This window comes from Acaricomes phytoseiuli DSM 14247 (assembly GCF_000376245.1).
Classification (GTDB): Bacteria; Actinomycetota; Actinomycetes; order Actinomycetales; family Micrococcaceae; genus Renibacterium; species Renibacterium phytoseiuli.
Window position 1 is genome coordinate 183,577 of record NZ_AQXM01000064.1, and the last position, 26,054, is coordinate 209,630.

The 26,054-nt window shown below is 63.6% G+C and carries 23 protein-coding genes, 2 tRNA genes, 1 pseudogene and 1 riboswitch; of the genes and pseudogenes, 5 read left to right on the forward strand and 21 right to left on the reverse strand.

From position 1 onward, the window contains the following. Positions 1-110: 110 nt before the first annotated feature. From thrB to C501_RS0111545, 7 genes are all read right to left on the reverse strand, one after another. Positions 111-1,175, reverse strand: coding sequence for a homoserine kinase (gene thrB / locus C501_RS0111515; protein ID WP_018135788.1), 1,065 nt, complete (start codon positions 1,173-1,175; stop codon positions 111-113). A 3-nt stretch (positions 1,176-1,178) separates the two neighbouring features. Beyond that, positions 1,179-2,246: a threonine synthase gene (gene thrC / locus C501_RS0111520; RefSeq protein WP_018135789.1), complete on the reverse strand. Its 1,068-nt coding sequence runs from the start codon at positions 2,244-2,246 to the stop codon at positions 1,179-1,181. Between the two features lie 72 nt (positions 2,247-2,318). Further along, positions 2,319-3,719: a homoserine dehydrogenase gene (locus C501_RS0111525; protein WP_018135790.1), complete on the reverse strand. Its 1,401-nt coding sequence runs from the start codon at positions 3,717-3,719 to the stop codon at positions 2,319-2,321. Positions 3,720-3,773: 54 nt separating this feature from the next. Further along, positions 3,774-5,294: a diaminopimelate decarboxylase gene (gene lysA / locus C501_RS0111530; RefSeq protein WP_018135791.1), complete on the reverse strand. Its 1,521-nt coding sequence runs from the start codon at positions 5,292-5,294 to the stop codon at positions 3,774-3,776. Further along, positions 5,291-6,949 carry an arginine--tRNA ligase gene (argS, locus tag C501_RS0111535; protein WP_018135792.1) on the reverse strand — a complete coding sequence of 553 codons (1,659 nt, stop codon included), beginning with the start codon at positions 6,947-6,949 and terminating at the stop codon, positions 5,291-5,293. Before argS ends, lysA begins: the two co-directional genes overlap by 4 nt. Positions 6,950-7,061: 112 nt before the next feature. After that, positions 7,062-7,334, reverse strand: coding sequence for a hypothetical protein (locus C501_RS0111540; protein WP_018135793.1), 273 nt, complete (start codon positions 7,332-7,334; stop codon positions 7,062-7,064). Positions 7,335-7,483: 149 nt separating this feature from the next. Further along, entirely contained in the window at positions 7,484-8,758 is a 1,275-nt protein-coding gene (locus tag C501_RS0111545) for an MFS transporter (protein WP_018135794.1), read from the reverse strand. Between the two features lie 236 nt (positions 8,759-8,994). Here C501_RS0111545 and C501_RS0111550 point away from each other — a divergent pair, with 236 nt between their 5' ends. The 4 genes from C501_RS0111550 to C501_RS0111565 all read left to right on the forward strand — a co-directional run bounded on the left by C501_RS0111550 (position 8,995) and on the right by C501_RS0111565 (position 12,144). Further along, positions 8,995-9,489 (forward strand): FMN-binding protein, encoded by a 495-nt coding sequence (locus C501_RS0111550; RefSeq protein ID WP_018135795.1) that lies wholly within the window; start codon positions 8,995-8,997, stop codon positions 9,487-9,489. Next, a complete protein-coding gene (locus tag C501_RS0111555; protein WP_018135796.1) occupies positions 9,489-10,403 on the forward strand; it encodes an FAD:protein FMN transferase in 915 nt (304 codons plus the stop codon). The genes C501_RS0111550 and C501_RS0111555 overlap by 1 nt, the downstream gene beginning before the upstream one ends. Next, positions 10,400-11,989: an FAD-dependent oxidoreductase gene (locus C501_RS0111560; protein ID WP_245532476.1), complete on the forward strand. Its 1,590-nt coding sequence runs from the start codon at positions 10,400-10,402 to the stop codon at positions 11,987-11,989. The genes C501_RS0111555 and C501_RS0111560 overlap by 4 nt, the downstream gene beginning before the upstream one ends. Positions 11,990-12,071: 82 nt before the next feature. After that, positions 12,072-12,144, forward strand: a tRNA-Arg gene (locus C501_RS0111565). A 65-nt stretch (positions 12,145-12,209) separates the two neighbouring features. Here the strand turns inward: C501_RS0111565 and C501_RS0111570 are convergent. After that, the gene (locus C501_RS0111570; RefSeq protein ID WP_018135798.1) at positions 12,210-12,446 is read right to left on the reverse strand and encodes a helix-hairpin-helix domain-containing protein; all 237 of its coding nucleotides are present in this window, start codon (positions 12,444-12,446) and stop codon (positions 12,210-12,212) included. Further along, a complete protein-coding gene (locus C501_RS0111575; protein ID WP_018135799.1) occupies positions 12,443-13,840 on the reverse strand; it encodes a DUF2130 domain-containing protein in 1,398 nt (465 codons plus the stop codon). The genes C501_RS0111570 and C501_RS0111575 overlap by 4 nt, the downstream gene beginning before the upstream one ends. A gap of 325 nt (positions 13,841-14,165) precedes the next feature. Here C501_RS0111575 and C501_RS0111580 point away from each other — a divergent pair, with 325 nt between their 5' ends. Continuing rightward, a complete protein-coding gene (locus C501_RS0111580; protein WP_026174879.1) occupies positions 14,166-15,188 on the forward strand; it encodes an alcohol dehydrogenase catalytic domain-containing protein in 1,023 nt (340 codons plus the stop codon). Between the two features lie 54 nt (positions 15,189-15,242). Here C501_RS0111580 and C501_RS0111585 read toward each other — a convergent pair. From C501_RS0111585 to thiD, 12 genes and pseudogenes are all read right to left on the reverse strand, one after another. Then, a tRNA-Ala gene (locus C501_RS0111585) sits at positions 15,243-15,318 on the reverse strand. Between the two features lie 47 nt (positions 15,319-15,365). Then, entirely contained in the window at positions 15,366-16,004 is a 639-nt protein-coding gene (locus tag C501_RS0111590; RefSeq protein WP_018135801.1) for a histidine phosphatase family protein, read from the reverse strand. Then, positions 16,001-16,390: a ribosome silencing factor gene (gene rsfS, locus C501_RS0111595; protein ID WP_018135802.1), complete on the reverse strand. Its 390-nt coding sequence runs from the start codon at positions 16,388-16,390 to the stop codon at positions 16,001-16,003. Before rsfS ends, C501_RS0111590 begins: the two co-directional genes overlap by 4 nt. Positions 16,391-16,406: 16 nt before the next feature. Next, positions 16,407-18,080, reverse strand: coding sequence for a hypothetical protein (locus C501_RS0111600; protein WP_018135803.1), 1,674 nt, complete (start codon positions 18,078-18,080; stop codon positions 16,407-16,409). 63 nt (positions 18,081-18,143) lie between these two features. Then, a complete protein-coding gene (gene nadD, locus C501_RS0111605; RefSeq protein WP_264451993.1) occupies positions 18,144-18,752 on the reverse strand; it encodes a nicotinate-nucleotide adenylyltransferase in 609 nt (202 codons plus the stop codon). Between the two features lie 7 nt (positions 18,753-18,759). After that, on the reverse strand, positions 18,760-18,999 hold the full coding sequence (locus C501_RS0111610; protein ID WP_018135805.1) for a hypothetical protein: 240 nt from the start codon (positions 18,997-18,999) through the stop codon (positions 18,760-18,762). A gap of 121 nt (positions 19,000-19,120) precedes the next feature. Next, a complete protein-coding gene (locus C501_RS0111615) occupies positions 19,121-20,443 on the reverse strand; it encodes a glutamate-5-semialdehyde dehydrogenase (RefSeq protein WP_156807755.1) in 1,323 nt (440 codons plus the stop codon). 18 nt (positions 20,444-20,461) lie between these two features. Next, positions 20,462-21,622 carry a glutamate 5-kinase gene (proB, locus tag C501_RS0111620; RefSeq protein WP_018135807.1) on the reverse strand — a complete coding sequence of 387 codons (1,161 nt, stop codon included), beginning with the start codon at positions 21,620-21,622 and terminating at the stop codon, positions 20,462-20,464. 10 nt (positions 21,623-21,632) lie between these two features. Beyond that, positions 21,633-23,165 (reverse strand): annotated as a pseudogene (gene obgE / locus C501_RS0111625) (GTPase ObgE); the annotation flags it as partial. Positions 23,166-23,395: 230 nt separating this feature from the next. Then, complete coding sequence (rpmA, locus tag C501_RS0111630) at positions 23,396-23,650, reverse strand: 50S ribosomal protein L27 (RefSeq protein ID WP_018135809.1); 255 nt, start codon at positions 23,648-23,650, stop codon at positions 23,396-23,398. A 34-nt stretch (positions 23,651-23,684) separates the two neighbouring features. Further along, positions 23,685-23,993 (reverse strand): 50S ribosomal protein L21, encoded by a 309-nt coding sequence (gene rplU / locus C501_RS0111635; protein ID WP_026174881.1) that lies wholly within the window; start codon positions 23,991-23,993, stop codon positions 23,685-23,687. Positions 23,994-24,341: 348 nt separating this feature from the next. Next, on the reverse strand, positions 24,342-25,913 hold the full coding sequence (thiD, locus tag C501_RS0111640; protein WP_018135811.1) for a bifunctional hydroxymethylpyrimidine kinase/phosphomethylpyrimidine kinase: 1,572 nt from the start codon (positions 25,911-25,913) through the stop codon (positions 24,342-24,344). Positions 25,914-25,920: 7 nt separating this feature from the next. After that, a riboswitch (TPP riboswitch) is annotated at positions 25,921-26,020 on the reverse strand. Positions 26,021-26,054: the final 34 nt, after the last annotated feature.

Consider the following 26,054-nt stretch of genomic DNA (forward strand, 5'->3'; position numbering starts at 1 on the left):
CATACCACTGGCTGGGAATGTCACAAATAAAGCTGAATCAGAGGTTCGCATATGCGGGCTTAAAGTTCATGAAGCAATCTTCAGGCTACCCCCGCAAACGGCTATGCAGCCTATGCACTGATAATTCTAGCACCTTCTGCTTCAATTCCGATTTCCCGGACACGCCAGAGCGATTCGGCACGCTCCTGCCCAGATGCGGTTTCATCTCTTCGCTGTTCCGCTGATCTCAGGAACCGCTCGGCTACTTCGATCGCCTCACGAACCCGCTCCGGTCCATCGACCAGAGCCAAAACCGTCGGCCCCGCACCGGAGATCACCGCGGCGATTCCGGCCTCGCGCCAGTGCCGCAACAGGGCTGCACTCTGCGGCATGGCCACTGCCCGCCAATCCTGGTGCAGGTAATCCCTGGTCGCCGGTAGAAGCAATGAAGGATCCGTGGTCAGTGCGTGAATGAGCAGCCCGGCCCGGGCAGCATTGGCGGCCGCCAATGAGTGAGCCACGGTCTCCGGCAGCAAAGACCGGGCCCGCTCGGTCGCCAGCTCGTATTCCGGCACGGCCACCACGGCGCGCAAGCGCCCCTGATTCAGCGGAACTCCGCTGACAAAATACTGCCGGCTCTGCTCACTTTTCTGCTCGTCTTTATGCTCGCCGTCTTGTTCTTCTTGTTCTTCTTGCGCCCCACGCCAGTTGTGCCAGGAAATCGTCAGGCCTCCGTGCAGGGCCGGGGCCACATTATCCGGATGGCCTTCCAACGCAGCAGCGGCGGCAAAAACCGCATCGAGGCCCGGCCGTGCTTCCTCCGGAAGCAGCTGCCAAGCCGCCAGCGAAGCTGCGACGATCGCCGCGGCGGAGGAACCAAGGCCTCTGCCGTGCGGGATGCTGTTCTCGGCAATCAGGCGGAGCCCACCTCGCCGATACTGATACCGGGCAAGAAAGGCGTCGATGCAGCGTACCGAAAGGTGGCTGGCATCTCGTGGCAGCCGATCACTGCCGGCGCCCCGGATCTCGATCTCCAAACCGTCATCGGCTGCTGCCTCCACGGTCAACGTGTCGTACCAGCTCAGCGCCAGTCCCAGGGAATCGAACCCCGGGCCCAGATTCGCGCTGGTGGCCGGCACGCGCACGCAGACCTGCTGGCCAGGGCTGATGATCGGAAGCGGCAAGGCGATCGGCATCGTTCAGCCTTCCAGCCCGAGCGCCCGGGCGGCGCTCACCACGTCGAAATCGACTTTCTCCGGCTGCATCGGTGTGCCATCGAGGTTCTGCAGGCCCCAATCGGGGTCTTTCAAACCGTGTCCGGTCACCGTAATCACGATGCGCTGGCCCGGTTGCAGCTCCCCGGCCCGGAACTTCTTGAAGATGCCCGCCGCACCGGCAGCCGATGCGGGTTCCACGAAGACGCCCTCTCGAGCGGAAAGCCATCGATGCGCCTCCAGGATCTGATCATCGGCCACTGCCTCGATCACTCCCCCGGATTCATCCCGGGCTGCTTCCGCCTGTTCCCAGGAGGCCGGGTTCCCGATCCGGATCGCCGTAGCGATGGTATCCGGCTCGGTCACGGGGTGACCCGCAACGATGGGTGCCGCACCAGCCGCCTGGAACCCCCACATCCGCGGGCGTCGTGCGGAAACAGCGGGTGCATTCCCAGAGGGCTCGGCGTACTCTCGATAACCTTTCCAGTAGGCCGTGATATTCCCGGCATTGCCCACCGGCAGCGCATGGATGTCTGGGGCGTCGCCGAGAACGTCGACGACCTCGAAAGCCGCGGTCTTCTGACCTTCGATGCGGGCCGGGTTCACCGAGTTCACCAGGAACACCGGATAGGCCTCAGCCAGCTTGCGGGCCAGCTCCAGGCAGTTGTCGAAGTTGCCGTCCACCTGCAGCAGTCGTGCACCGTGCGCCAAAGCCTGACTCAGCTTGCCCATGCTGATCTTGCCTTCCGGGACGAGCACTGCGCAGCTCAAGCCGGCGGCCGTCGCATACGCAGCAGCAGAGGCCGAGGTGTTACCGGTGGAAGCGCAGACCACCGCCTGCGCACCGGCGGCTACCGCGGCGGTCATCGCCATCGTCATGCCGCGGTCTTTGAAACTGCCGGTGGGGTTCATGCCTTCGACCTTGATCCAAACTTCGCATCCAGTCAGCTCAGCCAGTTTCTCGGCCCGGACCAGCGGCGTGCCGCCCTCGCCCAGACTGATCACCCGCGTCTGGGCAGTCACCGGCAGCCGGTCGGCGTACTCTCGGATCACACCGCGCCATAACGAGGCACCGGTGGCGTTGTTCTTCTCTTGGGGCGCCCCAGGCGTTGCGTCAATCACGGTTCAGCTTCCTTCTACTCTCAGCACGGAGGACACGGAGTACACCACCGGCAATCTTTCGAGCCCGGCGACCGTCGCGGCCAGATCTGCTTCCTGGGCCCGGTGCGTTATCACGCGCAGTTGGGCGAGCCCCGCTTCCGGCGAACCAGTGCCCTGAGCCCCTTCTTCGGCGACTCCTTCCAATGGCACGCTCACGCTCTGTCTGAAAGCCTCGATGGAGACTCCCTGCTCAGCGAAGACTCCGGCGACCTGTGCCAGGGCTCCGGGTTCATCGTTGACTTCCAGGGCGATGGAGAATCTCGACACCGCGTGATCGAGCGCGAGCACCGGCAATCGCAACGGCGTGATCTCGGTGATCGCGGGGCCGCCGGAAGCGATCCGCCAGGCCGCGGAGACGACATCTCCCATCACTGCTGAAGCCGTGGGCGCACCGCCGGCGCCGGCGCCGTAGAACATCAGCTGTCCGGCGTTCTCAGCCTCCACGAACACCGCGTTGTAGCCGCCTCGGACCCCGGCGAGCGGGTGGTCTCTGGGCACCAGCACCGGGTGGACCCGCACGCTCACGCCCTGGCCCGCCGCCGCGGGCAGCGGCAGCAGTTCGGCGACCGCGAGCAGTTTGATCACATAGCCGTCTTCAGCGGCGGCGCGGATATCCTCGGCAGTCACCCGAGTGATGCCCTCGGTGTAGACGTCTTCCTGGCGCAGCTCGGTATGAAAAGCCATCGATGCCAGGATCGCGGCTTTAGCCGCGGCGTCATGGCCATCGACGTCAAGGGCTGGATCCGCCTCCAGGTACCCTAGCGCACCCGCTTCATCGAAGACCTCTTGATAGCTGACGCCATGAGTGTCCATCCGATCCAGCATGTAATTAGTGGTGCCGTTGACGATGCCGAGGATGCGCTGGATACGATCGCCGGAAAGCGAGTCCTGGATCAGGCGGATGATCGGAATGGCCCCGGCGACTGCTGCTTCGAAGGATAAGTGCGCCCCCGATTCGTCAGCCAGCTGGTACAGCTCCGGGCCGTACCTGGCCAGCAGCGCTTTATTGCCAGTGATCACGCTCTTGCCGTTGCGCAGGGCCCGGCGCACGTACTGGTGGGCCGGCTCGATCCCGCCGATGAGCTCAATCACGATATCCGCCTCGGCCAGCAGCGCCTCCGCGTCGGTGCGCAGCAGCTCCGACGGCAATTCGGCATCCCGTTGCGCACCGGGGTCACGGACCAGAATGCCGGTCAGCTCCAGCGGCGCACCGATTCTCTCGGCGAAGTCGGCAGAATCCGTCAGGATGATCCGGGCGACCTGGGCTCCGACGGTGCCGGCACCCAGTAAGGCGATCCGAATCGGCGCGGATCGCGTCCCTCCGCTGACTCCCCCGGCGGATCTCTCGGCTGTCTGATCACTCATGAGTGCGCCTCTCCCCTCTGCTCGGTTTCTGCACGGCCCTGCCCGATAGGTCATTCAGGATTCGACGTCCCTCGTCAGGAGGTCCGCCTCGGTTTCGCCACGGATGATCGTCCGGGCTTCGCCCTCCCGGACCGCGATCACCGCCGGGCGGGGCTGGTAGTTGTAGTTGCTCGCGAGCGACCAGCAGTAGGCTCCAGTGCCGGGCACGGCCAGCAGATCCCCCGCCTCGATATTCCCGGGCAGGTAGACGTCCCGTACCACGATGTCCCCTGATTCGCAGTGCTTACCGGCCACACGGCTCAGCACCGGGACCGGCTGACCGGGCTCAGCACGGCCCGTGGCTGCGGGCCGGCCGAGCACCGCGGTGTAATCGGCTTCGTAGAGCACGGGGCGCGGATTGTCGCTCATCCCCCCGTCGACGGAGACATAGCGGCGCAGAGCCGAAGACGAAGCTGCAGAAGGAACTGGAGCAGCGGGGTGGGCCTCGGGCTCCACCGCGACATCTTTGATCGTGCCGACCCGATACAGAGTGAAGGTACTCGGCCCGGCGATAGCCCGCCCCGGTTCGATCGAGATCCGCGGCAGAGTCAGCTGCCAGCGAGCGCATTCAGCGGCCACGACTTCAGCCATCGCCCCGGCGATCTCCTCAGGACTCCTGGGCGAGTCCGCCTCGGTATAAGCGATACCGTACCCCCCGCCGAGATCCAACTCCGCCAAGATCATGCCGTGACGGTCGCGCATCTGCGCGGCGAAGCTCATGAGCCTTTCCGCTGCGACTTGGAAACTCGCCGGCTCGAAGATCTGCGAGCCGATATGGCAGTGCAGACCCAGCAAGCGGATATGCTCGGCCTGCTGAGCCGCGACCACGGCCTGTTCCGCTGGGCTCGTCTCGGACAGCGGCCCGGCCACCAGAGAGAGCCCGAACTTCTGATCCTCATGCGCGGTGGCGATGAACTCATGGGTGTGCGCATGGACGCCCGGGGTGAGCCTCAGCATCACCGGAGCGGTGACCCCCAGCTGCCCGGCAAGCGCATCGATGCGGTCCAGTTCCGGAAGGGAGTCGACAATGATCCGGCCCACTCCGAGCTCCAGCGCCCAGAGCAATTCCGCATCGGACTTATTGTTGCCGTGCAGGCCTAGTTCCGCCCCCGGGAACCCTGCTCGCTGAGCGACAAGCATTTCCCCGCCGGAGCATGTGTCCAGACGAAGCCCTTCCTCGCGGACCCAGCGGGCCGCGCTGATGCAGAGAAAGGACTTCCCGGCGTAGTAGACATCGGCCCCTCCGCAGAGCTGCTGGAAGGCCTCATCGAAAGCTTTTTTGAAAGCCCTGGCGCGCTGTCTGAAATCCGATTCCGAGACCACGAAGAGCGGGGTGCCGAATTCCTCGGCGAGCTGCCGCACCCCGATTCCGGCGACGGCGAGTTCGCCGCTGTCCGGATCCCTGGATACATCCTGGGCCCATTGCTCGGGGCTCAGGGCGTCGAGATCCTCGGGCACGCTCAACCAGTCCGGGGCCAGCACCGAGCCCCGGGCCGGCTGATCCGCCTCGCTCTTCCCCTCGTAGCCCACGGTCACATCCGTTCTGGGGCGCTGACGCCCAGCAGCCCCAGCCCATTGGCGAGCACTTGCCCGGTAGCGTTGTTGAGCCATAGTCTGCTGCGATTGGCGTCATCGATCTCGTCCCCCGCCGCGGGAACCACCCGGCAGGAGTCGTACCAGCGGTGGTAGGCGCCGGCTAGAACTTCAAGGTGCCTGGCCACTCGGTGCGGCTCACGGAATCGCGCGGCATCCGCGACGACGGCGGGGAAGGCTGCCAGCTGCGCGAGAAGCTCCGATTCGCTGGGGTGCTCCAACAGCGCAGCGTTGAAGTTCGCCTCCGGAGTGCTGCCGACCCCCGCGGCGAGCGCGTTGCGCGCCACGGCGTTGGTCCGGGCATGAGCGTACTGGACGTAGAAGACCGGATTGTCGTTACTGGCTTTCCTGAGCTGCTCCGGGTCTAGCGTGAGCGGCGAATCCGCGGGGTAACGAGCCAGGGAGTAGCGCAGCGCGTCTGCCCCGAGCCAGTTCAGCAGATCCCGGAGTTCAATGATATTGCCCGCGCGCTTCGATAACCGCGCACCATTGATCGACACCAGCTGGCCGATGAGCACTTCGATGCTGGTCTCCGGATCGTCACCGGCGCATGCCGCGATCGCCTTGAGTCTGCCGATGTAGCCGTGATGGTCAGCGCCCAGCAGGTAGATCTTCTCGGCGAATCCGCGATCTTTTTTGGCAAGGTAATACGCGGCGTCCGCGGCGAAATACGTCGGCTCTGCGTTGCTGCGGATGAGTACCCGATCTTTATCGTCGCCGAAGTCGGTGGTGCGCAACCAGATCGCGCCGTCCTGATCGAAGACATGCCCCTGCTCCCGTAGCCTCTCCACGGCCTTTTCCACGGCGGCGTTGGAGTGCAGCTCCTGCTCGGAGAAGAAGACATCGAAATGGACCGCGAAATCCAGCAGGGTCTTCTTGATATCGGCCATCTGCGCGGCGTACGCAGCGGCTCGCACGATGGGAAGGGCCGCTGCGTCCTCGAGCTGCCGGAGCTCCGGATGCTCGCTGCTGACGGTCTGCGCCAGATCATCGATGTAGGCACCCGGGTAGCCGTTCTCCGGGGTGGGCTCGCCCTTGATTGCGGCGAGCACCGAGGCCGCGAAGTTGTTCATCTGCAGCCCGGCGTCATTGATGTAATACTCTGTGTTCACCTGGGCCCCGCTAGCTCTGAGCACCCTGCCGATCGCATCGCCCAGAGCGGCCCAGCGGGTGTGCCCGAGGTGCAGCGGACCGGTGGGGTTGGCCGAGACGAACTCCAGATTGATGATCCGCCCGGCCATGCTGTTGTTGCTGCCGAAAGCAGCTCCCGCTTCTACAATGTCCTTGGCCAGTGCTGCCGCCGCGGCAGTGTCTAGCGTGAAGTTGAGGAATCCAGGGCCTGCGATGTCTACAGTGGCGACGCCTTCGATAGCGGCGAAACGCGGTTGCAGAAGTTCTGCCAGCACTCGCGGGTTCTGGCCCGCAGGCTTCGCCAGCTGCAAGGCGATATTGGTGGCCCAGTCCCCGTGATCGCGATTCTTCGGCCGTTCCACGCGTACCTGCTCTGGCAGGGCGTCGACGGCGATGCTGAGATCGCCGTTCTGAGTGGCCTCGCGCAATGCCGAGGCCAGGGCTGAGGAGAGATCGTCTGGAGTCACTGTCTCAGCATAATTGCCTCTGCGGGCCGTTCCCGCATCGGGGCCGCCGTGATGACATAAGGCATCTTAGGCATGCAGCGCATTATTGCCGGCGATGCCCGGCTGCGATGCGCTATTGGGGTGGTAAATACACCGTGGGGATAGTGGTGGCCGGCGGCACGGGTTCCGGCTCCGCTCCGACCACTCCTGCAAGCAGAATACTCAGTCCCAGCGCCAGTGCTGCGAGCCCCGCCAGGGTCAGCCACCACGCCCAGGGAGCCCAGGAAATCCATGCACCCTCGAGGGCTGCATCCAGCGTCGAGGGATCCAGAGTAGAGGGCACTTCAGCCGTATGCCGCGCAGAGCCGCTCCGGCCACTGTTGATGCTGTCGATTCGAAGAGCCATTCTTCCGCCTCCCCGCGCTCTGAAGAATCTGATCCGGAGGAAACGGGTAACGCCCCCTCCACGTGTGACCAATGTAGAGACTCAGGCTGAGAACAAGCAGAGCTTTTCCCTATTGTTGACGGGTAATATCCGGAGAATAAGCCAAGCGCTCAGCTGCGCCCTTGCTGATCCTCCAGATACACGGGGCGGCAGGCGAAGAAAGCGCCGACGCCCAGCACCAGCAGGACGACGAAGAGGAACCCGAATCCGGCCGCCCAGTTCCCAGTCGCTTGATGCAATAAGCCGAAAAGCAAAGGGCCGAGGCACGCTATCGCGTAGCCGACGCCTTGGCAGAACCCGGAAAGCGCCCCTGCTGCCTCCCTGGTCCGAGTACGCAGGTTGATGAGCAGCAGGGCCAGCGGGAAAGTGCCGGGGCCGATTCCGGCGAGGATCACCCAGAGCACCGTGAGGCCCGCCGGAGCCAGTAAGAGTCCCAGATACCCGGCTGCGTAGCAGGAGAGCAGCGCCAGGACGATGGGGAACTGATTGCGCATCCGGCTCGCCAGAACAGGGATCAGCAAGCTCATCGGCAAGCCCAGTCCGGCGTAGAGGGCCAGCAGATTCCCCGCTGCGGCGGGGCTAAGCCCGGATTCACTCAGGATCTGCGGGAGCCAGGCGAACATCGCATAGGTGTTCAAGGAGGTGCAGCCGAAGAACAGCGTCAGCCCCAATGCCATCGGCGAGCGCCAGATGCGGATTCCCTTGCGTGGGCTCCGGGAGGAGACCTGGTTGATCGCCGACTGCTCAGGAGCAGGGACCGGTACAGGAACAGTCTCCACGCTGTCCTGATGCTCGGTCTCGGCAAGGCTTGGTGTGGGGCGGCGGAAGAAGCTGCTCAGCCACGGCAGCGCTGCCACGAGGTTCATTCCGGCCCAGCTGGCCAGGGAGATCTGCCAGCCGAGCGTCTCGGTCACCGGTACGGCCAATTGCGCGGGGATCGCGGTGCCCAGGCTCATGGCGGTCACATACAGTGCGGTGATGAGGCCGACCCGATCCGGGAAGTAATGTTTCACGAGCGGCGGCAGCAGAACATTGCCCGCTCCCATGCCGGCGAGGGCGATCACTGTGAGCGCCAGGAATGCCGGAGTGTCGGGAGCGAAGACCCGGGCGATCTGCCCGATCGCGGCCACCACCATCGCTATGACGGTCAACCGTTCCACGCTGGCCCAGCGCAGGACGAAAGGGGTGAGGAACCCGAAGAATGCAAAAGTGAGCGGCGGTAACATGCCCAGCAGCCCGAGGGCCAGCGAGTCCAGCGGAAGGTCCCGGCTGATCTCCGCGGCGACAGGGGGCACTGCGGTCACGGCCGCGCGCAAAGTGAGTGCTACTAACAGAATCCCCGCTATGACGAGGAGCCGTCCTCTGAAGCCTTCCGCTTTCACCACGCATCGACTGTACCGGCCCGATAGGGCGCAGCAGCAACCGAAGAGATGTCTTCTTGCTCACAGGGATCCCCTAGCGGCATGGACTAGTACTTCTCTACTTAACCGGATAATAAACGGATAAATGCATATCGAAGTGCCAGAGATATCTGGCGAACCACTAGGCTTATTGAGCTGCTGCAGAATTACCGGTAATCCGCGTGGTTCCGTTGACCCGATGATGAGATGGAGAATCCCTGATGAATACGACTCTCGTGTCCCTGCCAGCGGGCAAGGTCCTGCTGACCGGAGCCGCCGGTCTGGCTGTTTTGGGAACTGTCGCCGCCTGCGCGCCCTCGGATCAGGGAACCTCGGAGACCACTGCCCCGAGCACCAGCCCGGCAGCCTCGGATCCCGCGACGAGCACTGAGTCGGTTGCCGGCACGAGCACTTACCGCGATGGCCAGTATGAAGAGGATGGCAACTACACCTCTCCTAACGGGCAGGAGAAGCTCGGTGTTCAGTTGACCGTCGATAACGGCGTGGTCACCGCGGTCGAGCTCACAACCTATCCGTCAAACCCGAATACTCAGCGCTTCCAGGATCAGTTCGCAAGCGGCATCGATGCCGAGGTGGTCGGCAAGAATCTCAATGAGATCAATGTCGGAAAAGTCTCCGGCTCTTCCTTGACCAGCGGCGGGTTCAACGAGGCTCTGGCGAAGATCAAAGCCGATGCCTCTGACCGTCAGGACTGATGTCCGGCAGTTCCAGGGCGCTGCCGCATCGGCATGAGTTCGAAGCTATCGGCACCCTATGGCAGATCGACACTGAGCGGCCGCTTGATGCGGCCGCTCAGCGGTTAGTTGCATCCCGTATCGACGCCTACGATGCGGCGTTCTCGCGTTTCCGCTCGGACTCACTGATATCCCGGGCTGCCACGCAACCTGGGACCTATGAGCTTCCCGCTGAGGCTGCAGCGCTCTGCGAGCTCTACCGGAAGCTGTTCGACCTCACTGATGGTGCTCTGACGCCCTTGCTCGGCGATGCGCTGGCGCATTGGGGTTATGATCCCGGATACTCTTTGCGTCCATCCCCCGGCCAGCCGCAACCGCTCTCCTGGCCAGACGCCATCGACTGGCAGGGCACGACCCTGCGCACATTACGTTCTGTGACCCTGGATATCGGCGCGGCGGGTAAAGGCCAGCTGGTGGACCTCGTGGGCAACTGCCTGGTGCAGGCAGGGTACGCGGAGCATATTGTGGATGCCGGCGGGGACCTTCGGATCCGCACCGCGGAACCCGTGCGGATCGCTCTGGAACACCCTTATCAGGCTGATCAGGCCATCGGCGTCATCACCATGAACCAGGGCGCCATCTGCGCTTCGGCCGCCAACCGGCGAGCCTGGGGAGACGGGTTGCATCATATTCTGGATGGCCGCACCGGCCATCCGGTTCGCACCGTAGTAGCCAGCTGGGTCATCGCCTCATCCGCGCTCCTGGCCGACGCCCTGGCTACCGCGCTCTTCTGCGCTGACCCACAACGGCTCGCTCAGCACTACTCTTTTGCCGGCTTGTGGGTGCATTCTGATGGCAGTATCGGCACCGTGGCTTCAGGGACGTCCGGGGTCAGTTTCGACAGCGAGTTATTCACTACTTCTGCAAGGGCATGATGGCTAATTCTGAAAAAGCTGCTACCCGCTCCGTCTCCGCTGCCCTGGGCCAGCTGGACGGGCTGCTGGGCAGATGCACGATGTACCGACTCGTCTCGGTGGCACTCGGTGCTCTGGTGCTCTACTCGATAGCGCTGGATCTGCTGGGCTGGCTTCGCTTAGGTCCTGCGGCCATCATCGTGACCCTAGTCCTTGCCATACTGCCCGTTGCGCTGGTGAGCTGGCTGCTGGGGAAACTCTTCCGCGCACCAGCCCATCTGGAATCCAGTCTGATCACCGGCGCGCTCCTCTACTTCCTGTTCAACCCGACGCTCGAACCCGACGAGCTCGGCGGCATCGCACTCGCCAGCGCGATCGCCGGAGTTTCGAAGTTCCTCCTCGCCTTCCGCGGCAGGCACATCTTCAACCCGGCCGCGCTGGGGGCCTTCGTCGTCTGGTTCACCGGCCTGAATCTCGCTACCTGGTGGGTGGCCACCCCGGCCATGCTCTGGCTGGTGCTGCCTGCGGCCTTCGTCGTGCTCTACCGCACCGGCAAGCTGGTCTTCGGCCTGGTCTTCCTGTTGGTCTCTAGCAGCATCATCGCGGTGCGGCTTTTCAGCGCCGGGGCTGCAGAGGCCGCACTGAGCCAGCCCTTCCTGTCCCTGCCGGGGATCTTCTTCGTCGGCTTCATGCTTTCGGAGCCCCTAACGCTCCCACCCCGGAAGTGGCAGCAGCTAGGCCTCGCGGTGCTCGTAGCGGTGTTTTTCGCCGTTCCGTATCAGCTGGGCCCGATCTACGCGACGCCGGAACTGGCCCTGCTGATCGGCAATCTGCTGGCTTTTGCGCTCAGCCGACGCTCCGGCATCCAGCTACGCTTCTCCGGATCGCGGGAACTGACGCCGAGCAGTCGGGAGTATCTCTTCGAGAGCCTGCGGCCCTTGCGCTTCCGCAGCGGCCAGTATCTCGAGCTTTCGCTGCCGCACCAGAAGCCGGATTCCCGCGGCAGCCGCCGCGTCTTCAGCCTGACCACCGCCACCAGCAATCCCTATAAAGCGGGCATCGGGCTCAGATTGGCTGAGCCGTCCAGTAGCTTCAAGAACGCCCTGAACCGGCTGGAACCGGGCCAGAAGGTCTCGGCCACCGGGGTGTGGGGAGACTTCGTGCTTCCCGGCGGCACCCGCGGCGATGCATCGGTGCTGATGCTGGCCGGCGGTGTGGGAGTCACCCCCTTCCTCAGCCAGCTGCGTTCACTGGCCCTGGACGGCGGCAACCTCGGAACGGCAGGGAACAGCATAGATGCGGTGCTGCTCTATACGGTCGCGGCCCCGAAGGAGTACGGCTACCGGGAGGAGCTGGAAGAGCTCGAGCGCGCCGGCATAATGCAGCTACTCACTGTCTGCGGCGCACCGGAGGCCGAATGCGACCCGGGCCTGCGCTGGATAGATGAGGCCTATCCCAGCGCAGAAAAACTCTTGCGGCTGGTACCGGATATCGCGAGCCGCCGGGTCTACATCTCCGGTTCCCCGGCCTTCGTCGGCCAGGCCCGCCAGGCCGCTCATGCCGCTGGTGCACGATCTCTGCGCACGGACAGCTTCCTGGGGTACTGAACATCCCGGGGCATGGGTGAGCGCCGGGGTGGCATGAGTTTTTTCAGCGGATCGCAACCTGATAAGCTCATAAAGTCCTCATGCCCTCGTAGCTCAGTGGATAGAGCGTCTGCCTCCGGAGCAGAAGGTCGTAGGTTCGAATCCTGTCGAGGGCACATCGAACAAGAGAGCGCTAGCAGTCTTCTGATAGCGCTCTCTTCGCGTTCACGAGCCTGCCGGTTCAACGCGTTTCTTCTGGGGTCTCGTCCGCGAAGTACTCGCCCCGTTGCGCCAACGCCTGACGGAGTATGCGGATGGCTTTCGGCCCCACGCCGTGCAGAGTCAACAGCTCCTTGGCCGTCATCCCGGTGAGCTGGTCCAGGCCGGAGTAGCCGGCCCGAGTTAGAGCATCCGTTGCGGGCCGCCCGATCCTGGGCAGGCCAGCGCCTTCCGGCAGCGATGAGCCTGTGCTGGTCATAGCGATTCCTCGTCGAGTTCAGAGAATTTAGCCGCCATCGTCGGATTGCCCCGGGTAAGCTTCTTGATCGTCAGGTCTTCGGCTTTATCGTTGGCGAGCCGCAGATTATTAGCCGATTTATGCAGGGCTTCTTTGGTTTTCTCGAGATCCTTGATCGCCTCGTCGATGCGCTTGATGGCTTCTGCGAACCCCTCCGAAGCCAGCCGCCAATTCCGTCCGAAGGCTTTTTTGAAGTCATCGATCTGTTGCTCGAAGTTGGTGATATCGACGTTCTGCGCGCGGACGAGTTCCAGCTCCGATTTGTACTGGAGGGAGTTCAGCGCGGCGTTGCGCAGCAGGGTAATCATCGGGATGAAGAACTGCGGGCGGATCACGTACATCGTCGGGTAGCGATGCGAGACATCGACGATGCCCGAGTTGTAGAGCTCGCTCTCCGGCTCGAGCAGGGAGACGAGGACCGCGTATTCGCAGCCCTTCTCCCGACGATCCTTATCGAGTTCCTTGAGGAAGTCCTCGTTCTTGTGCTTCGTGGCGGTGCCGTCGTTCTCGTTCTTCATCTCGAACATGATGGAGACGATCTCAGTGCCGTTCTCCTCCGATTCGCGGAAGATGTAGTCGCCCTTACTACCGGTGCGCGCGTCATTGTCCTTTTCGAAATAAGCTCTGGGGAACGCGGTGGCCCGGATCCGGTTGAACTCGGTTTCGCAGTGCTGCTCAAGCGTCTCCCCCACCATTTTGGTGGAAAGCCTGGCTTTCATATCGCGCAATCGCTCGATAGCGTCGTCACGGTCTCTGAGCTGGGTCTCATATTTGTCCTGCAGAGCTTTCTCGGAGAGCTGCTTCTCCAGCGCAGCCCGCTCCAAACCGTTCTGCAGCGCATCCCGTTCCTTCTGCACCGTGCTCAGGGCCTCGTTGACCGCGAGCTTGTGCGCCACCTCCCCGGCATCGAGACTGGCCTTGAGCTCCTGGATCTGGGAGTCCTTCGCGCTGACGGCCTGCTGCAGCTCACTGGCGAATCTGCTCTCGGCTAGGGACGCCGCGGCCTGGTTCTCCCGTTTGGTCTGCGCAAGTTCGCCGAGCAGCCCATCGCGTTCTTTTTCCACCGTACTGAGTGCCTCGGCCACCGCGAGCTTCTGCGCCACCTCCCCGGCATCAAGCCTGGCCTTGAGCTCCTGGATCTGGGTATCCTTGGCCGCCGTGGCTTGCTGAAGCTCGCCGGAGGCCTTGAGCTCCGCCCGTTCGATGGCTTCCTGCTTACTCTGCTCGGCTAGTTCCAGCCGCTCATGCAGCTGCTGCTCGAACTCGCTATCGCGCACCTGCTTGACGATATTGGCGTACCCGGCTTCATCGAGGGTGAACGCCTTACCGCAGTGCGGGCAGCGGATCTCATGCATGGAGCTGGCTTCCTTTCTGGGCAAGAGCAGTACGTGCCCTGCGTCTTACCCTTTACGATATCGGCAGGCGCCGACTGAGCAGCAAAGACGTGCGGGCGAAGCTGCCATCATTACCGAGGCAAGCAAGAACCGCTTATTGCAGACTGCAGAGATCCGGCTGGATTGCGAACGCATATAACCATCTAGCAACCGGGAATAACTCTCATTCCCAAGTAAGCAGTTGGTTTTGACAGGCAGGAGCACTCCCTCTTAACGTGTGCCGAACCAGATAGGTACAAAGTGCAGCCGGGGTATCGCTCTGAGGCCGCGGAATAGGGGACTTGCGATGAAGGCTGTTGTAATGACCGGGGCGAACCAGCCCTGGGAAGTGCAGGAGGTACCGACTCCGGTTGCGGAGCCGGGGCAGGTGCTGGTGAAAGTGCATGCCTCAGGCATGTGCTACACCGATGTATGGGCGACGCAGGGCGCCGGCGGGGATATTTATCCCCAGACGCCCGGGCACGAGGTGGTCGGTGAGATCGTCGAGGTAGGGGCCGGCGTCAACGGCCGTGAGGTCGGCGACCGGGTCGGCACCACCTGGGTGCAGCAGGCGTGCCGCCGTTGCGACTACTGCCGCCAGAACCTGCCGCTGACCGGGCAGACCGTGATGAACTGCGCCGCCGCGCGGACCACCGGCTTCGCCGCACAAGGCGGGCACGCAGAGTACATCGCTATCGCCGCCGAGGGTACGGTGCTGCTGCCGGAAGGCCTGGACTATGTCGATGCGGCACCGATGATGTGCGCCGGGTACACCACGTGGAGCGGGCTGCGCGATGCCGGCTTGCAACCCGGCGAGAGGATCGCCGTGGTGGGCATCGGCGGCCTGGGGCACGTGGCCCTGCAGCTGGCCAAGGCCTCCGGCTTCGAGACCATCTTCATCACGCACTCCCCCGATAAGCACGACCTCGCCAAAGAGCTCGGCGCCGATCACGTCGTCGCCAACGGCAAGGAACTAGCCGAGCTCGGCGGGGCGGATGTGCTGCTGGTCACCACTAATGCCTTCGATGCCGCCGAAGACGCGATGACCGGCCTGCGGCCGAGCGGCCGCGTGGTACTGAGCGGGCTCGACTTCACCCAGCCGTTCGAGATCTCCTCGGAAGGCGTGCCGTTCCACATGATGCGCCAGCAGGTCATCGGCTCCACCCATGGCGGCCAGCACTATCTGAGCGAAGTCCTCGACCTCGCCGGTCAGGGCAAGGTCAAGCCGATCACGGAGACCTTCACGCTCGATCAGGCCACCGAGGCCTTCGACCGGCTTTCCACAGGCAAGATGCGCTTCCGAGGGGTGTTCCTGCCGCAGCAAGGCTGATAACGGAAAACAAAGGAGCCGGTTTCGCATGATGCGGAACCGGCTCCTGATCCGTGGTGGAGGTAAGGGGATTCGAACCCCTGACCTTCTGCATGCCATGCAGACGCGCTACCAACTGCGCCATACCCCCGGAATAACTCATTTATCCTAGACCAGCCAGGCCTGCGGGACCAAATCCTAAGCCTCATCTCCGATCACCGGTTCCGGCAGACTTCCCGCATTGTGCTCCACGAGCTGCCAGCCCGCGGAACGCTCCTCAATCACGGACCAGTGGCAGTTGCCCACACCGGAGAGCATCCCCCAGCGATCATGCGGCACATCCAGCAGCTCGAGCAGGCCGGAACGGATCGCTCCGCCATGACTGACGACTACCAACAGCCCGTTCTCAGGCAGCCCGGCAACTGCCTCGCTAACCGCCTCGGACATCCGGGCGGCCACCTCCCGCCGGGTCTCCCCCGTGCGGCCGGGGCGGCTGTCGACGGCACCGGATTCCCAGCGCGCCATCTCCTCCGGGAACTGCCCGGTGATCTCATCGAAGGTCATGCCTTCCCAAAGGCCGATGCTGGTCTCCCGCAAGCGCGGATCGCTTTCAGCAGCAAAGCCCGGAATCAAGGCCAGCAGCGCCGCAGCGGTGTTCACCGCTCGGTCAAGATCGGAGCTGATCACCCGATCCGGCTTGAGCCCGGCGAGCAGCGCTGCGGCGCGTTCGGCCTGGATCAGCCCGGTGCGGTTGAGCTCGATATCCGCTTGCCCCTGGAACTTGCGCTGCAAGTTCCAATCCGTTTGCCCGTGCCGCCAGAACAGAACCCGCTTCATGCCTCGGAAGCCTGCGGCCCGGCCTGCTCGGGAAGCTCCAGATCCAGCACGGGGCAATCCTTCCAGAGCCGCTCCAGAGCGTAGAATTCCCGGTCCTCTTCATGCTGGACGTGAATCACGATATCCGCGTAGTCGAGCAGCACCCAGCGGCCCTCAGAGCGCCCCTCACGGCGCACCGGGCGGATTCCCTGGGCGAGCAGCGCCTCTTCGATGCCATCGACGATCGCATTGACCTGACGTTCGCTCGGTGCTGAGGCGATCAGGAAGACATCTGTGATCGCTAGCTGATCGCTGACATCGATGGCAACGATCTGTTCGGCCAGTTTCTCTGCAGCGGCCCCGGCGGCTTTGGTCGCCAGCCCGATGGCGTAGTCAGTAGCGGTCACAATGCTCCTGTTCGACTCAACGAGTCATGGTGAAGATGCTCAGGGTGACACCGAGCACGAGGGCCACGGCCCCGGCAGCCACGATAACCCATTGCCAGAGCCGGGCCCGGCGTGCTTGGGCCAGACCTGCGGTGTAAGCATCCAGCGGCTCCAGGCCATGGGCACTGTTGGCCGGTAGCGGCGAAGACTCCAGCTCTTCTTCGGAGAAACTTGTGGAATGCTGTTGCGCGACTTCCGCCGCTCGGCGCAGCACCGCACTGCGCTCGGTCCGCTCGCCTCCGGAGGCAGCACTGCGAGCGGTTTCCGCTCCGCGCGCTGCCCCGACAGCTGGAGCTTCGAGGGATTCACTGTCGGACAAGACCGACCCATTCGTCTCGGGCGCGGGCACCGACAGCACCTCAACAGCCAGGCTGGAGACCTCGTCATTCCCCCGGGTGACGATCGGCACATGAGCGGTTGCCGGTGGCTTCGGCACAGGACGGTCGAGCCCTGGTACCTGAATGAACTGAGCCGGGGTGACCATGGCAAGATTATGCGCCGTCGTGGGATCGTTGAGCTTAGCTTGCACTGCTTCTCTCGCCGCATTCTCGCGTGCCAGAGCTGCCCTCGCCTCAGCGCGCTGATTGACAATAGCAGCTCGTTCCGCGAGTTTCTTCTGCTCGGCCAGAACCTCGAGGTCCACCGTCAGCGGGTCGTCCTGAACCGGCAGACTGTCTAGATGATGCCGAGTGGCTTCCAGCAATGATTCCTGCTCAAGCGCCCCTGGTTGCTGACTTTCCTCTGCCTGCGCGAGTGACTTTTGGGTCGAAGCGCTATCGCCGCTGCTGGCACCGTTCAGCCCGGACTCAGCATTCAACACCTGCTGCCGGAGCTTGCGCCGGGACGGCAGCTCCTCCTGAGCAGCCGCCGTCCCGTTCGAATCAGGTTCTGTCTGTGACAACTCGCGGTACGCCCTGAGCGCCGCACGATCCCTCGCCCGCAGCTGTGATGGGCGCTCAGCTATGCGTTTGGCCATAGTGGCTGCTTCTGGCTGCGACACTGACTCGGAGCTCGAGTTGGCTGCGTTCTCGGGCTCGCCAGCTGATTGCACAGAAGCGTTGTGCATCGAAGTATTCGGCGCCAAGGCATTCTGCACGGGGACAGTAGCTATTGCCCCTTCCCGGAGCTGCCGCCGGCTCGGCAGAGAATCGATGGTCACGGCTTCTGCAGCGAGGTGGCGGCGACGGGGCCCCGGCACCAGAGTGCTTTCGGGCTCGGCAGCCGCACCGTGCCCAGTCTGCAGAACGGACAACTCAGGCTGAGGTGCTTTAGCGGGGTCCACAGCCGGTTCCGCAGCAAACTCCGTAGACTCCGTAGACTCCGTCGGCATCTGCGTCGAGGTCTGCACAGCGCGCTCCTTGGCGCGCAGTTGCTGGCGAGTCATCCCTTCGGCCGGGGCTGTCATAGCCTGTGCTTCACTGCTCAAAGCATGCCGGGCGCTCCCCTGGACCTCCGGTACGTCATCTCGCGGCTGCGCGGAAAGAGCGAGTTCTTCAGGAGAGGATCCAGAGGCGACAGCCTCTTCCTCTGGGGGCATCGGTGGCAGCAAGGGCACCGAAGGATACGCGCGTTCGGCGCTCTTGTTCTGCTCAGAGAGCTGCAGGCGACGCAGTTCCCTACGGCTGCGTGGCTGCTCGGCGTCCTGGCTCATCAATGCGTCTTTCTGTATCCGCTGAGTTTTAGTTCTCGCTGGCTTTCAACTTCTCGGCCGGCCCTAGCTGTCTCCGTCATGATCCCGGTACAGTCCGTATTTTCCGATGTACTGCACCACTCCATCCGGAACCAGGTACCAGACCGGCTGCTGCTCTGCGACCCGTTCCCGGCAATCCGTGGAGGAAATCGCCATGGCAGGAACCTCCAGAAGGCTCACTCCCTGCCGCCCCGGATCACCGAGTTCATGACCAGGCCGGGTCACCCCCACCAAATGCGCCAGACTCCAGAGTTCATCACTATCTTTCCATGACATGATCTGAGCCATGGCATCCGCGCCGGTGATGAAGAACAAATCTGCTTCCGGGCGCATCCGCCGCAGGTCCCGCAGAGTATCGATAGTGTACGTCGGCCCCGGGCGGTCGATATCCACCCGGCTCACGGTGAACCGAGGGTTCGACGCCGTGGCGATGACCGTCATGAGATAACGGTGCTCCGGTTCGCTGACTTTCCGGCCGGATTTCTGCCAGGGCTGGCCCGTGGGCACGAAAACGACTTCATCGAGCTGGAATCGTGCTGCGACTTCACTCGCGGCGACTAGATGCCCGTGATGGATGGGGTCGAACGTACCGCCCATCACGCCCAATCGAGTGCGGCGTTCCGGCGTTGCCACCGGTAGCTCAGTGACCCGAGCTGATCTGGTTTTTGCGCTCGTGGTTATTGGGGTGCTGGCGGTGCGGGTCCGGAATCTCTTCGACAACCTCATGCCGATTGCCCAGGTTGGCGAAGGAGATCGTGACGACGAAAAGCACGATGAAGATCAGCAGCATCACCACGCCGAACATCCAGGACGGCATCCACAGGGGTGCCAGCTCCTCCTCGCTGGCGAGATTCAACGCTTCGGCGAGCTGTATCTGCATTCTCCCTGCCTCCTATCTTTTACCAGGTCCGCTGCACGGCCCTGATTACGCTTTGAGGATGCGACGCATCCTGCTTGTGTCTTACGTCTATGCTACCTGGCCTTGTGCGAATCGGCCCGACTCAATCACGAATATGGCCCGCACCATGGACAACCCACTGCGTCGTGGTCAGCTCGGCAAGGCCCATCGGACCGCGTGCGTGCAGCTTCTGGGTGGAGATACCGACCTCAGCGCCCAGACCGAGCTCGCCGCCATCGGTGAACCGCGTCGAGGCATTGACAATCACGGCGGCTGAATCCACCTCTGCGATGAATCGCTCGGTATTCGCCAGGTCGTTCGACAGAATCGCCTCGGTGTGGCCGGTACTCCAGCGCCAGATGTGTTCCAGCGCATCGTCGACAGAGTCGACCATACGCACGGCCAGGTCCAGATCGAGGTACTCCGCAGCCCAGTCCGCATCATCGGCGGCCTGCGCCTCGACTCCCTCCGGCAGCACTGCGATGACCCGCTCATCGGCGTGCAAGCTGACTCCGGCAGCGCTGAGCGCCTCGAGAACCGGGTTCAGAGCCGGTGCATCCTGGTGAACCAACAGGGTTTCCACGGTGTTACATACGCTGGGACGCTGGGTCTTGGCGTTGAGCACTATCGCCACGGCTTGTTCCACCGAGGCCGATTCATCGATGAAGATATGCACGTTCCCCTCCCCGGTTTCGATCACCGGGACCGTGGAGTGATTGACGACGCGCTGGATGAGCTCGCGGCCGCCTCGCGGAATCAGGACATCGACCCGGCCCCTGGCCCGCATCAGCACCTCGACGCTTTCCCTGCCGAAGGCGTCAACGCCCTGTACGGCATCCGCTGGCAGACCGGATTCCCGCAGAGCCTGCTGAATAACGCGGATCAGCGTGGCGTTGGTCTGGGCTACCGCACTGCCTCCACGCAGGATCACCGAGTTACCGCTTTTCAGCGCAAGGCCTGCGATATCCACGGTGACGTTGGGCCTGGCCTCGTAGATCGCGGCGACGACGCCCAGCGGAACTCTTTGCTGTCGCATCCTGAGGCCGTTGGGCAGGCTCTGCCCGCGTACGACGGAACCCACCGGATCAGGGAGCGCGATAAGGTCCACCAAGGCCTGGGAGAGTTTGCCGATGCGCTCGGCAGTCAGCGTCATCCGATCCAACAGGCTCGATCCGGTGCCGGCTGACCGGGCCCGGTCGATATCTTGGTCGTTCGCCGCCAGAAGCTCATTCCGGTGCGTTTCGAGCGCTTCAGCGACGGCGAGCAGCCCCCGGTCTTTCTGAGCGCGGCTGGTCCTGGCGAGGCCACGCGATGCAGCCCGGGCCCGGTCTGTGATCTCGTATACCGCTTCCGTGACAGCCTCCACCGCGGTACCGCCCGCTGCGGGCGTCTGCTCCGTACCTGCTGCCATCGATCTCATCACCATAAGCGCGAGTCTAGTTGCTCAGGGCCCGCCGAGGGGAGAGAGCAGGACCAGATCGTCTGCATGCACGACCACGCGGATATGCTCCCGGCCCAGCTCAGTAGCGAGTTCATCGGTTTTGCGGCCGAGCATCCGCGGCAGTTTTCCGGCGTGGTAGTTGACGAGCCCTCTGGCGAAGACGCGTCCTGCCGGATCGACGAGCTCCACGGCGTCCCCGGCTTCGAACTCGCCGTCCACTCCGGTGATGCCAGCCGGCAGCAGTGAGCTGTGCCGGTCGCGGACCGCGCGGACAGCGCCTTCATCCAGATGCAGTCGACCATGTGTACCCGCCAGATGCGCCAGCCAGAGCAGCCTGGCGGGGCGGCGAGTGCCATAGCTCGGGAACCAAGTGCCTAGGTCCTCCCCCGCTAGCGCCCCTGCGATACTGCCTGCCGCCGTGATGAGCGCCGGGGTTCCAGAACTGGCGGCGATAGTAGCGGCGTGAACTTTGGTGACCATGCCGCCGGTACCCACGCCAGCGGTTCCGGGACTGCCGATCTCGATCCCGGCCAGCTGCTCCGGACTGGCGACCTCAGGAATCCTCCGGGCCCCCGCGGCCGGTGGCCCGTCGTAGAGAGCGTCGACGTCGGAGAGCAGGATCAGGGCATCGGCTTTGACGAGGTGAGCCACCAGGGCCGCGAGACGATCATTGTCGCCAAAGCGGATCTCATGCGTGGCCACGGTGTCGTTCTCATTGACGATGGGCAGCACACCAAGATTCAGGAGCCGCTCCAGTGCCCGGTGGGCATTGGCGTGATGAGTGCGGCGGCTAAAGTCCTCAGCAGTCAGCAGGACCTGGCTGACCGTGACACCGTGGTGCGCGAAGGCTGCAGTGTACCGGGCCAGGAGCAACCCCTGACCTACACTGGCGGCCGCTTGTTGGGTCGCCAGATCCCTCGGCCTACGAACCAGCCCCAGAGGGGCGAGCCCTGCAGCGATAGCTCCCGAGGAGACCAGGATGATCTCGCCGCCGGCCAGCTGCCTGCGCGCCAGTACATTCGCCAGGGCTGTCAGCGCCGTGGTGGAGATACCGCCGCTCACCGAGGTCAGCGAAGAGGATCCGACTTTGACGACGATCCGTCGAGCATCACGCAGCGACTCGCGGCCGGCCCCGGGAGGCATCTGCGCCGCTGAATCATTCATCAGCGCTATCTTCAGACCACAGACCTGCCCGCCGCTCGGCTTCAAGCTCCGCCCGGGCCGCTGCGTTGGCATCCTTGCGCTCCTGGTACTCCTCACGTTTCTGGCTGCGTGTGGGCCGCTCGCCGAACTCCGCACTGGCCAAGCGGGCATCGGTGCCTCGAGGGCCACTGAGCAGCTCGGCTCCGCCGATCAGTGTCGGCTCCCAGTCGAAGAGCACCGCGTGTTTGCTGTCCTCGCCGATCACCACCGCATCTCCCGGTTTGGCACCGAGCTTGAAGAGTTCGTCTTCGACGCCCAGCTTATTGAGCCGGTCCGCCAAATAGCCCACAGCTTCTTCATTCGTGAAGTCTGTCTGCTGTACCCAGCGCTCGGGCTTCTCGCCGAGCACCCGGTACAGAGGCTCCAGATTGCGCTGCTCCGGGCGGATCCGGAATTCGCGCTGATTCACCGCACGGGGCCGGAGCACCGGCGGTTGAACGGTCTGCGCGATGATCTCAGCCGAGGCCCGCGCCTCGATGACGAGCTCGGCCATAGCGAAGGCCAGGGGGCGGAGCCCCTCACGAGTGAGCGCGGAGACTTCGAAGACCCGGTAACCGCGCTCTTCCAGTTCATCGCGGACGAACTCCGCCATATCCCGGCCATCCGGGGTATCGACTTTGTTGAGCGCCACGAGTCGCGGCCGCTCATTGAGCGGCACCACATCGCTCTGGTCCCCGGAGTGCCCCATATCCACCGCGTACTTCTCCAGCTCGACTTCGATGATCGCGAGATCGCTCAGCGGGTCGCGGTCGCTTTCCAGCGTGGCGCAGTCCAGCACGTGCACGATGGCGGCGCAGCGTTCAACGTGCCGCAGGAAATCGTGGCCCAGGCCCCGGCCTTCGCTGGCGCCCTCGATGAGCCCTGGCACATCGGCGATGGTGAAGCGGACCTCGCCGGCTTCGACGACGCCCAAGTTCGGCACCAGAGTGGTGAACGGGTAATCCGCGATTTTCGGCCGGGCCGCGCTGATCGCTGCGATCAGGCTGGACTTCCCGGCGGAAGGGAAGCCGACTAAGGCGATATCCGCGATGGATTTGAGTTCCAAGACAATATCGCGCTCCTGGCCGTCCACGCCGAGCAGCGCGAAGCCGGGGGCTTTGCGCTTCTGTGAGGACAGCGCCGCATTGCCCAGGCCGCCCTGGCCGCCGGCAGCGGCCAGGTATTCGGTTCCCTCGCCGACCAGATCCGCCAGAACGTCGCCGTCTTTGGTTTTGACGACGGTGCCTTCGGGCACGGGGAGCACGAGCGGTTCGCCCTTCTTGCCATGCCGGAAGCCGCCCATGCCGGGGCCGCCGTTACCAGCCTGCCGGTGCGGGGTGTGGTAGTAATCCAGCAAGGTAGTGGTCTGATTGGTGACGCGTAAGATCACCTCACCGCCGTCACCGCCATTGCCTCCGTCCGGGCCGCCCAATGGCTTGAATTTCTCCCGCTTGACCGAGACGCAGCCGTGACCGCCCCGGCCTCCGGAAACGTGGAGCACCACTCGGTCGACGAAGCTTGCCACAGCTGACTCCTCACTAATCTGACCTCAAAACCGATCAAAGCAAAGACCGGCTGGAACTGACATTGAATACCGCGAGCAGCGAACCTGCCCGGCGGTCAAAGCGTGCTTCCCATTCTAGAAGAAGCGCAGGTGCCGGCGTGGTCGGTCCACCGTATTAACGGTGTTAAACGCCGGTGGAGCGAGCCTGCTGGCCCGCTCCACCGAAAACGTTAGTTTGCTGCTACTGTGCTTCAGCCGGCAGTAACGATGTTGACGACGCGACGGCCGCCTTTGGTACCGAACTCGACAGCACCGGCCTCGAGGGCGAACAGTGTGTCATCGCCGCCACGTCCAACACCGGCGCCGGGGTGGAAGTGGGTTCCGCGCTGACGCACCAGGATCTCACCAGCGGAGACTACCTGGCCGCCGAAGCGCTTCACGCCGAGGCGCTGAGCATTCGAGTCGCGGCCGTTACGGGTGGAGCTAGCTCCCTTTTTATGTGCCATGATTTAGCCTCTTGTCCTGCCTTGATACGGATGCTTAAGCGATGGAGGTGACCTTGACCTTGGTCAGCGCCTGGCGGTGACCCTGACGCTTCTTGTAGCCGGTCTTGTTCTTGAACTTCTGGATGACGATCTTCGGGCCCCGGAGGTTCTCCAGGATCTCGGCCTTGACCTTGACCTTGGCCAGGTCCTTGGCATCCGAAGTAATCTTCTCACCGTCGACAAGGAGCACTGCGGGCAGCTCGATGGTGCTACCGGCCTCGCCCTGGACACGGTTCAGGGTTACGAAATCTCCTACAGAGACTTTCTCTTGGCGGCCGCCTGCGCGGACAATCGCGTACACCACTGCGGAACTCACTTCTCTCGACGATGCTAGCTTCTAAATTGCTGATGCTTGTGTCTTGCCTTCTCGGCCCGCGCATTGGATGTCTTCTCAGCCTCAGACACTATGCGCCGTGCTTCGCCCCGGACCACTTCTTATGCTGCACAATAAAGATGCTTGATCAGCGCTGCTCTCTAGAGCAGTTCTTCAGCAGTTTAGCAGCAATTCATTAAGTGGGCACGGCATATGCACCGACAGTCTAGGATACGGCATTCACTAGCAGACTCGCAAATATCGCCACTGCCGGTGCGCCGCTCCGACCGGAGTCGGAACACTCCAGAACACTAAGGAGTTCTCGGAGCTTCTCCTCGCTTATCCGGCGAAGAGTCGTGGTGCGTCGAAGAATTCGAGCTCGTACTCGCACGAATACCTGAAGGCCTCCCGCATCCGCTCCCGCTGCGTAGGGGTCGCGGCGCATCCGGCGCGCTCCACGATCTCTATGGCACGCGTCGTCGTCAACCTGAACTCCTCATCAGCGTAAGTGTCCAACCAGCGCGCATAAGGGTGCGTCGCGCTCGTCCCGGTGGGCTCTCCTGCAGCTACTGCTGCTCGCCGCTCCTCCAGCTGCTCCCCCACCCAGGCATAGACCCAGAAGCACGGCAGCATCGCAGCCGCGGCGACCCCGTACTCACCCGTTGCGCACGCAGCATGCAGATGATCGGTGTAATACCTCGTCACGGGGCCCGGCAGAGCCAGAGAATCAGCTGAAGCACCCACAACTGATCCAGCGCCCGTCAGCCAGTCCCGGTGCAGCTGCGCCTCCACCTCGAGGCAGTCCAGAGAGCTTCTGATCCAGAACATCTGATCCGCAGTCTGCGAGCACAGAGCGGAGACCCGAGCCAGGGCTCGCGAATACTCCTCCAGGTAAAGAGCATCCTGCATAAGGTAGTAGTCGAACCAAGGCTTCGGCAGGCTTCCCTCAGCGAGTCCGCTGAGGAACTCCAGGCCCATCATCCTGCCGCGGAGCTCTGCGCTCTGCTGCCACCAACTCTGCGTGATGCTGCTGGGCTGGTCTGAAGGAAAATGCTGGACCGGCCCATTGCCCTGACCGACCTCGAGGTGCACCGCTTGCCGGATGCCCTCGACCAGCCAGGGCTTGGCCAGGCTCAAGCTCTCCGTCCAGTCTCCAGTGCGCACTTGCAAGGTCGCCATCGCTGATGAGAGCGAGCACCCGGTACCGTGTGTATGCTTCGAGTCGATTCGGGCTGACGTCAGCTCGAATCGATCTCCGTCGGGCCCGACCAGAGCATCGGGGACGAGCTCCGACTCCTCGAGGTGACCGCCTTTGAGCAAAACCGTCAGCTGATACCTCTCGGCTAGGCGCTGCGCCAGCTCAAGGGCCGAGACCCAGTCCGGGATGCGCTCCTGCCCGGTCAGTACCGTCAGCTCGGCAAGGTTAGGGGTGATCAGATCCGCTAAAGGAATCAGCTCGTGCAGCGCGGCGACGGCATCCGCATCGAGCAGCCGGTCTCCGCTCGTGGCCACCATGACGGGGTCGAACACGACGATCGCCGGCGCGGCCTGTTTCAGCCAGGCAGCGACGGTCTCAACCACCGGGGCCTTACTGAGCATGCCGATCTTGACCGCGTCGATCTCGATATCATTGCTGAGCGCTTCGAGCTGGAGCCGCAGGAATTCCGGCGGCGGGATATGCACCCGGCGGACTCCCTGAGTGTTCTGCGCGGTCAGCGCGGTCAATGCGGCCATGCCATAACCACCGTGCGCCGCAATCGTCTTCAGATCACCTTGGATCCCAGCACCGCCGGAGGGATCCGACCCAGCGATGCTGAGCACTTTCGGGACTCGGGGCGGCGCGAGGACCGGCTGGCTCCCGGCGATGATTTCGCTCTGCTGTGCCGCTCCCGGTGAGAAGGGCTTGGTCATGGGTGACATCAGGGGCATGCGACATCCCTTCGCTGGTGTTAACCAGACAGGTTCAACGGGTTTCGATTCTCAGCCGGCCGGTCTGGCCTGCACCCCGTGTCGCTTCCCAGCCTATCGCTAGCGGGCTGGGGAGTCGTGAAT

What these genes read in the sequence shown, in the direction of transcription:
- C501_RS0111580 (WP_026174879.1), top strand. Translation starts at nt 14,166, where the DNA reads ATGAAGGCTGTTGTAATGACCGGGGCGAACCAGCCCTGGGAAGTGCAG.
- C501_RS0111560 (WP_245532476.1), top strand. Translation starts at nt 10,400, where the DNA reads ATGATGGCTAATTCTGAAAAAGCTGCTACCCGCTCCGTCTCCGCTGCC.
- rpmA (WP_018135809.1), bottom strand. Translation starts at nt 23,650, where the DNA reads ATGGCACATAAAAAGGGAGCTAGCTCCACCCGTAACGGCCGCGACTCG.
- proB (WP_018135807.1), bottom strand. Translation starts at nt 21,622, where the DNA reads ATGAATGATTCAGCGGCGCAGATGCCTCCCGGGGCCGGCCGCGAGTCG.
- thiD (WP_018135811.1), bottom strand. Translation starts at nt 25,913, where the DNA reads ATGACCAAGCCCTTCTCACCGGGAGCGGCACAGCAGAGCGAAATCATC.
- C501_RS0111570 (WP_018135798.1), bottom strand. Translation starts at nt 12,446, where the DNA reads ATGACCAGCACAGGCTCATCGCTGCCGGAAGGCGCTGGCCTGCCCAGG.
- C501_RS0111550 (WP_018135795.1), top strand. Translation starts at nt 8,995, where the DNA reads ATGAATACGACTCTCGTGTCCCTGCCAGCGGGCAAGGTCCTGCTGACC.
- C501_RS0111600 (WP_018135803.1), bottom strand. Translation starts at nt 18,080, where the DNA reads ATGAGCCAGGACGCCGAGCAGCCACGCAGCCGTAGGGAACTGCGTCGC.
- C501_RS0111540 (WP_018135793.1), bottom strand. Translation starts at nt 7,334, where the DNA reads ATGGCTCTTCGAATCGACAGCATCAACAGTGGCCGGAGCGGCTCTGCG.
- C501_RS0111590 (WP_018135801.1), bottom strand. Translation starts at nt 16,004, where the DNA reads ATGAAGCGGGTTCTGTTCTGGCGGCACGGGCAAACGGATTGGAACTTG.
- C501_RS0111555 (WP_018135796.1), top strand. Translation starts at nt 9,489, where the DNA reads ATGTCCGGCAGTTCCAGGGCGCTGCCGCATCGGCATGAGTTCGAAGCT.
- C501_RS0111575 (WP_018135799.1), bottom strand. Translation starts at nt 13,840, where the DNA reads ATGCATGAGATCCGCTGCCCGCACTGCGGTAAGGCGTTCACCCTCGAT.
- C501_RS0111615 (WP_156807755.1), bottom strand. Translation starts at nt 20,443, where the DNA reads ATGGTGATGAGATCGATGGCAGCAGGTACGGAGCAGACGCCCGCAGCG.
- C501_RS0111610 (WP_018135805.1), bottom strand. Translation starts at nt 18,999, where the DNA reads ATGCAGATACAGCTCGCCGAAGCGTTGAATCTCGCCAGCGAGGAGGAG.
- C501_RS0111525 (WP_018135790.1), bottom strand. Translation starts at nt 3,719, where the DNA reads ATGAGTGATCAGACAGCCGAGAGATCCGCCGGGGGAGTCAGCGGAGGG.
- thrB (WP_018135788.1), bottom strand. Translation starts at nt 1,175, where the DNA reads ATGCCGATCGCCTTGCCGCTTCCGATCATCAGCCCTGGCCAGCAGGTC.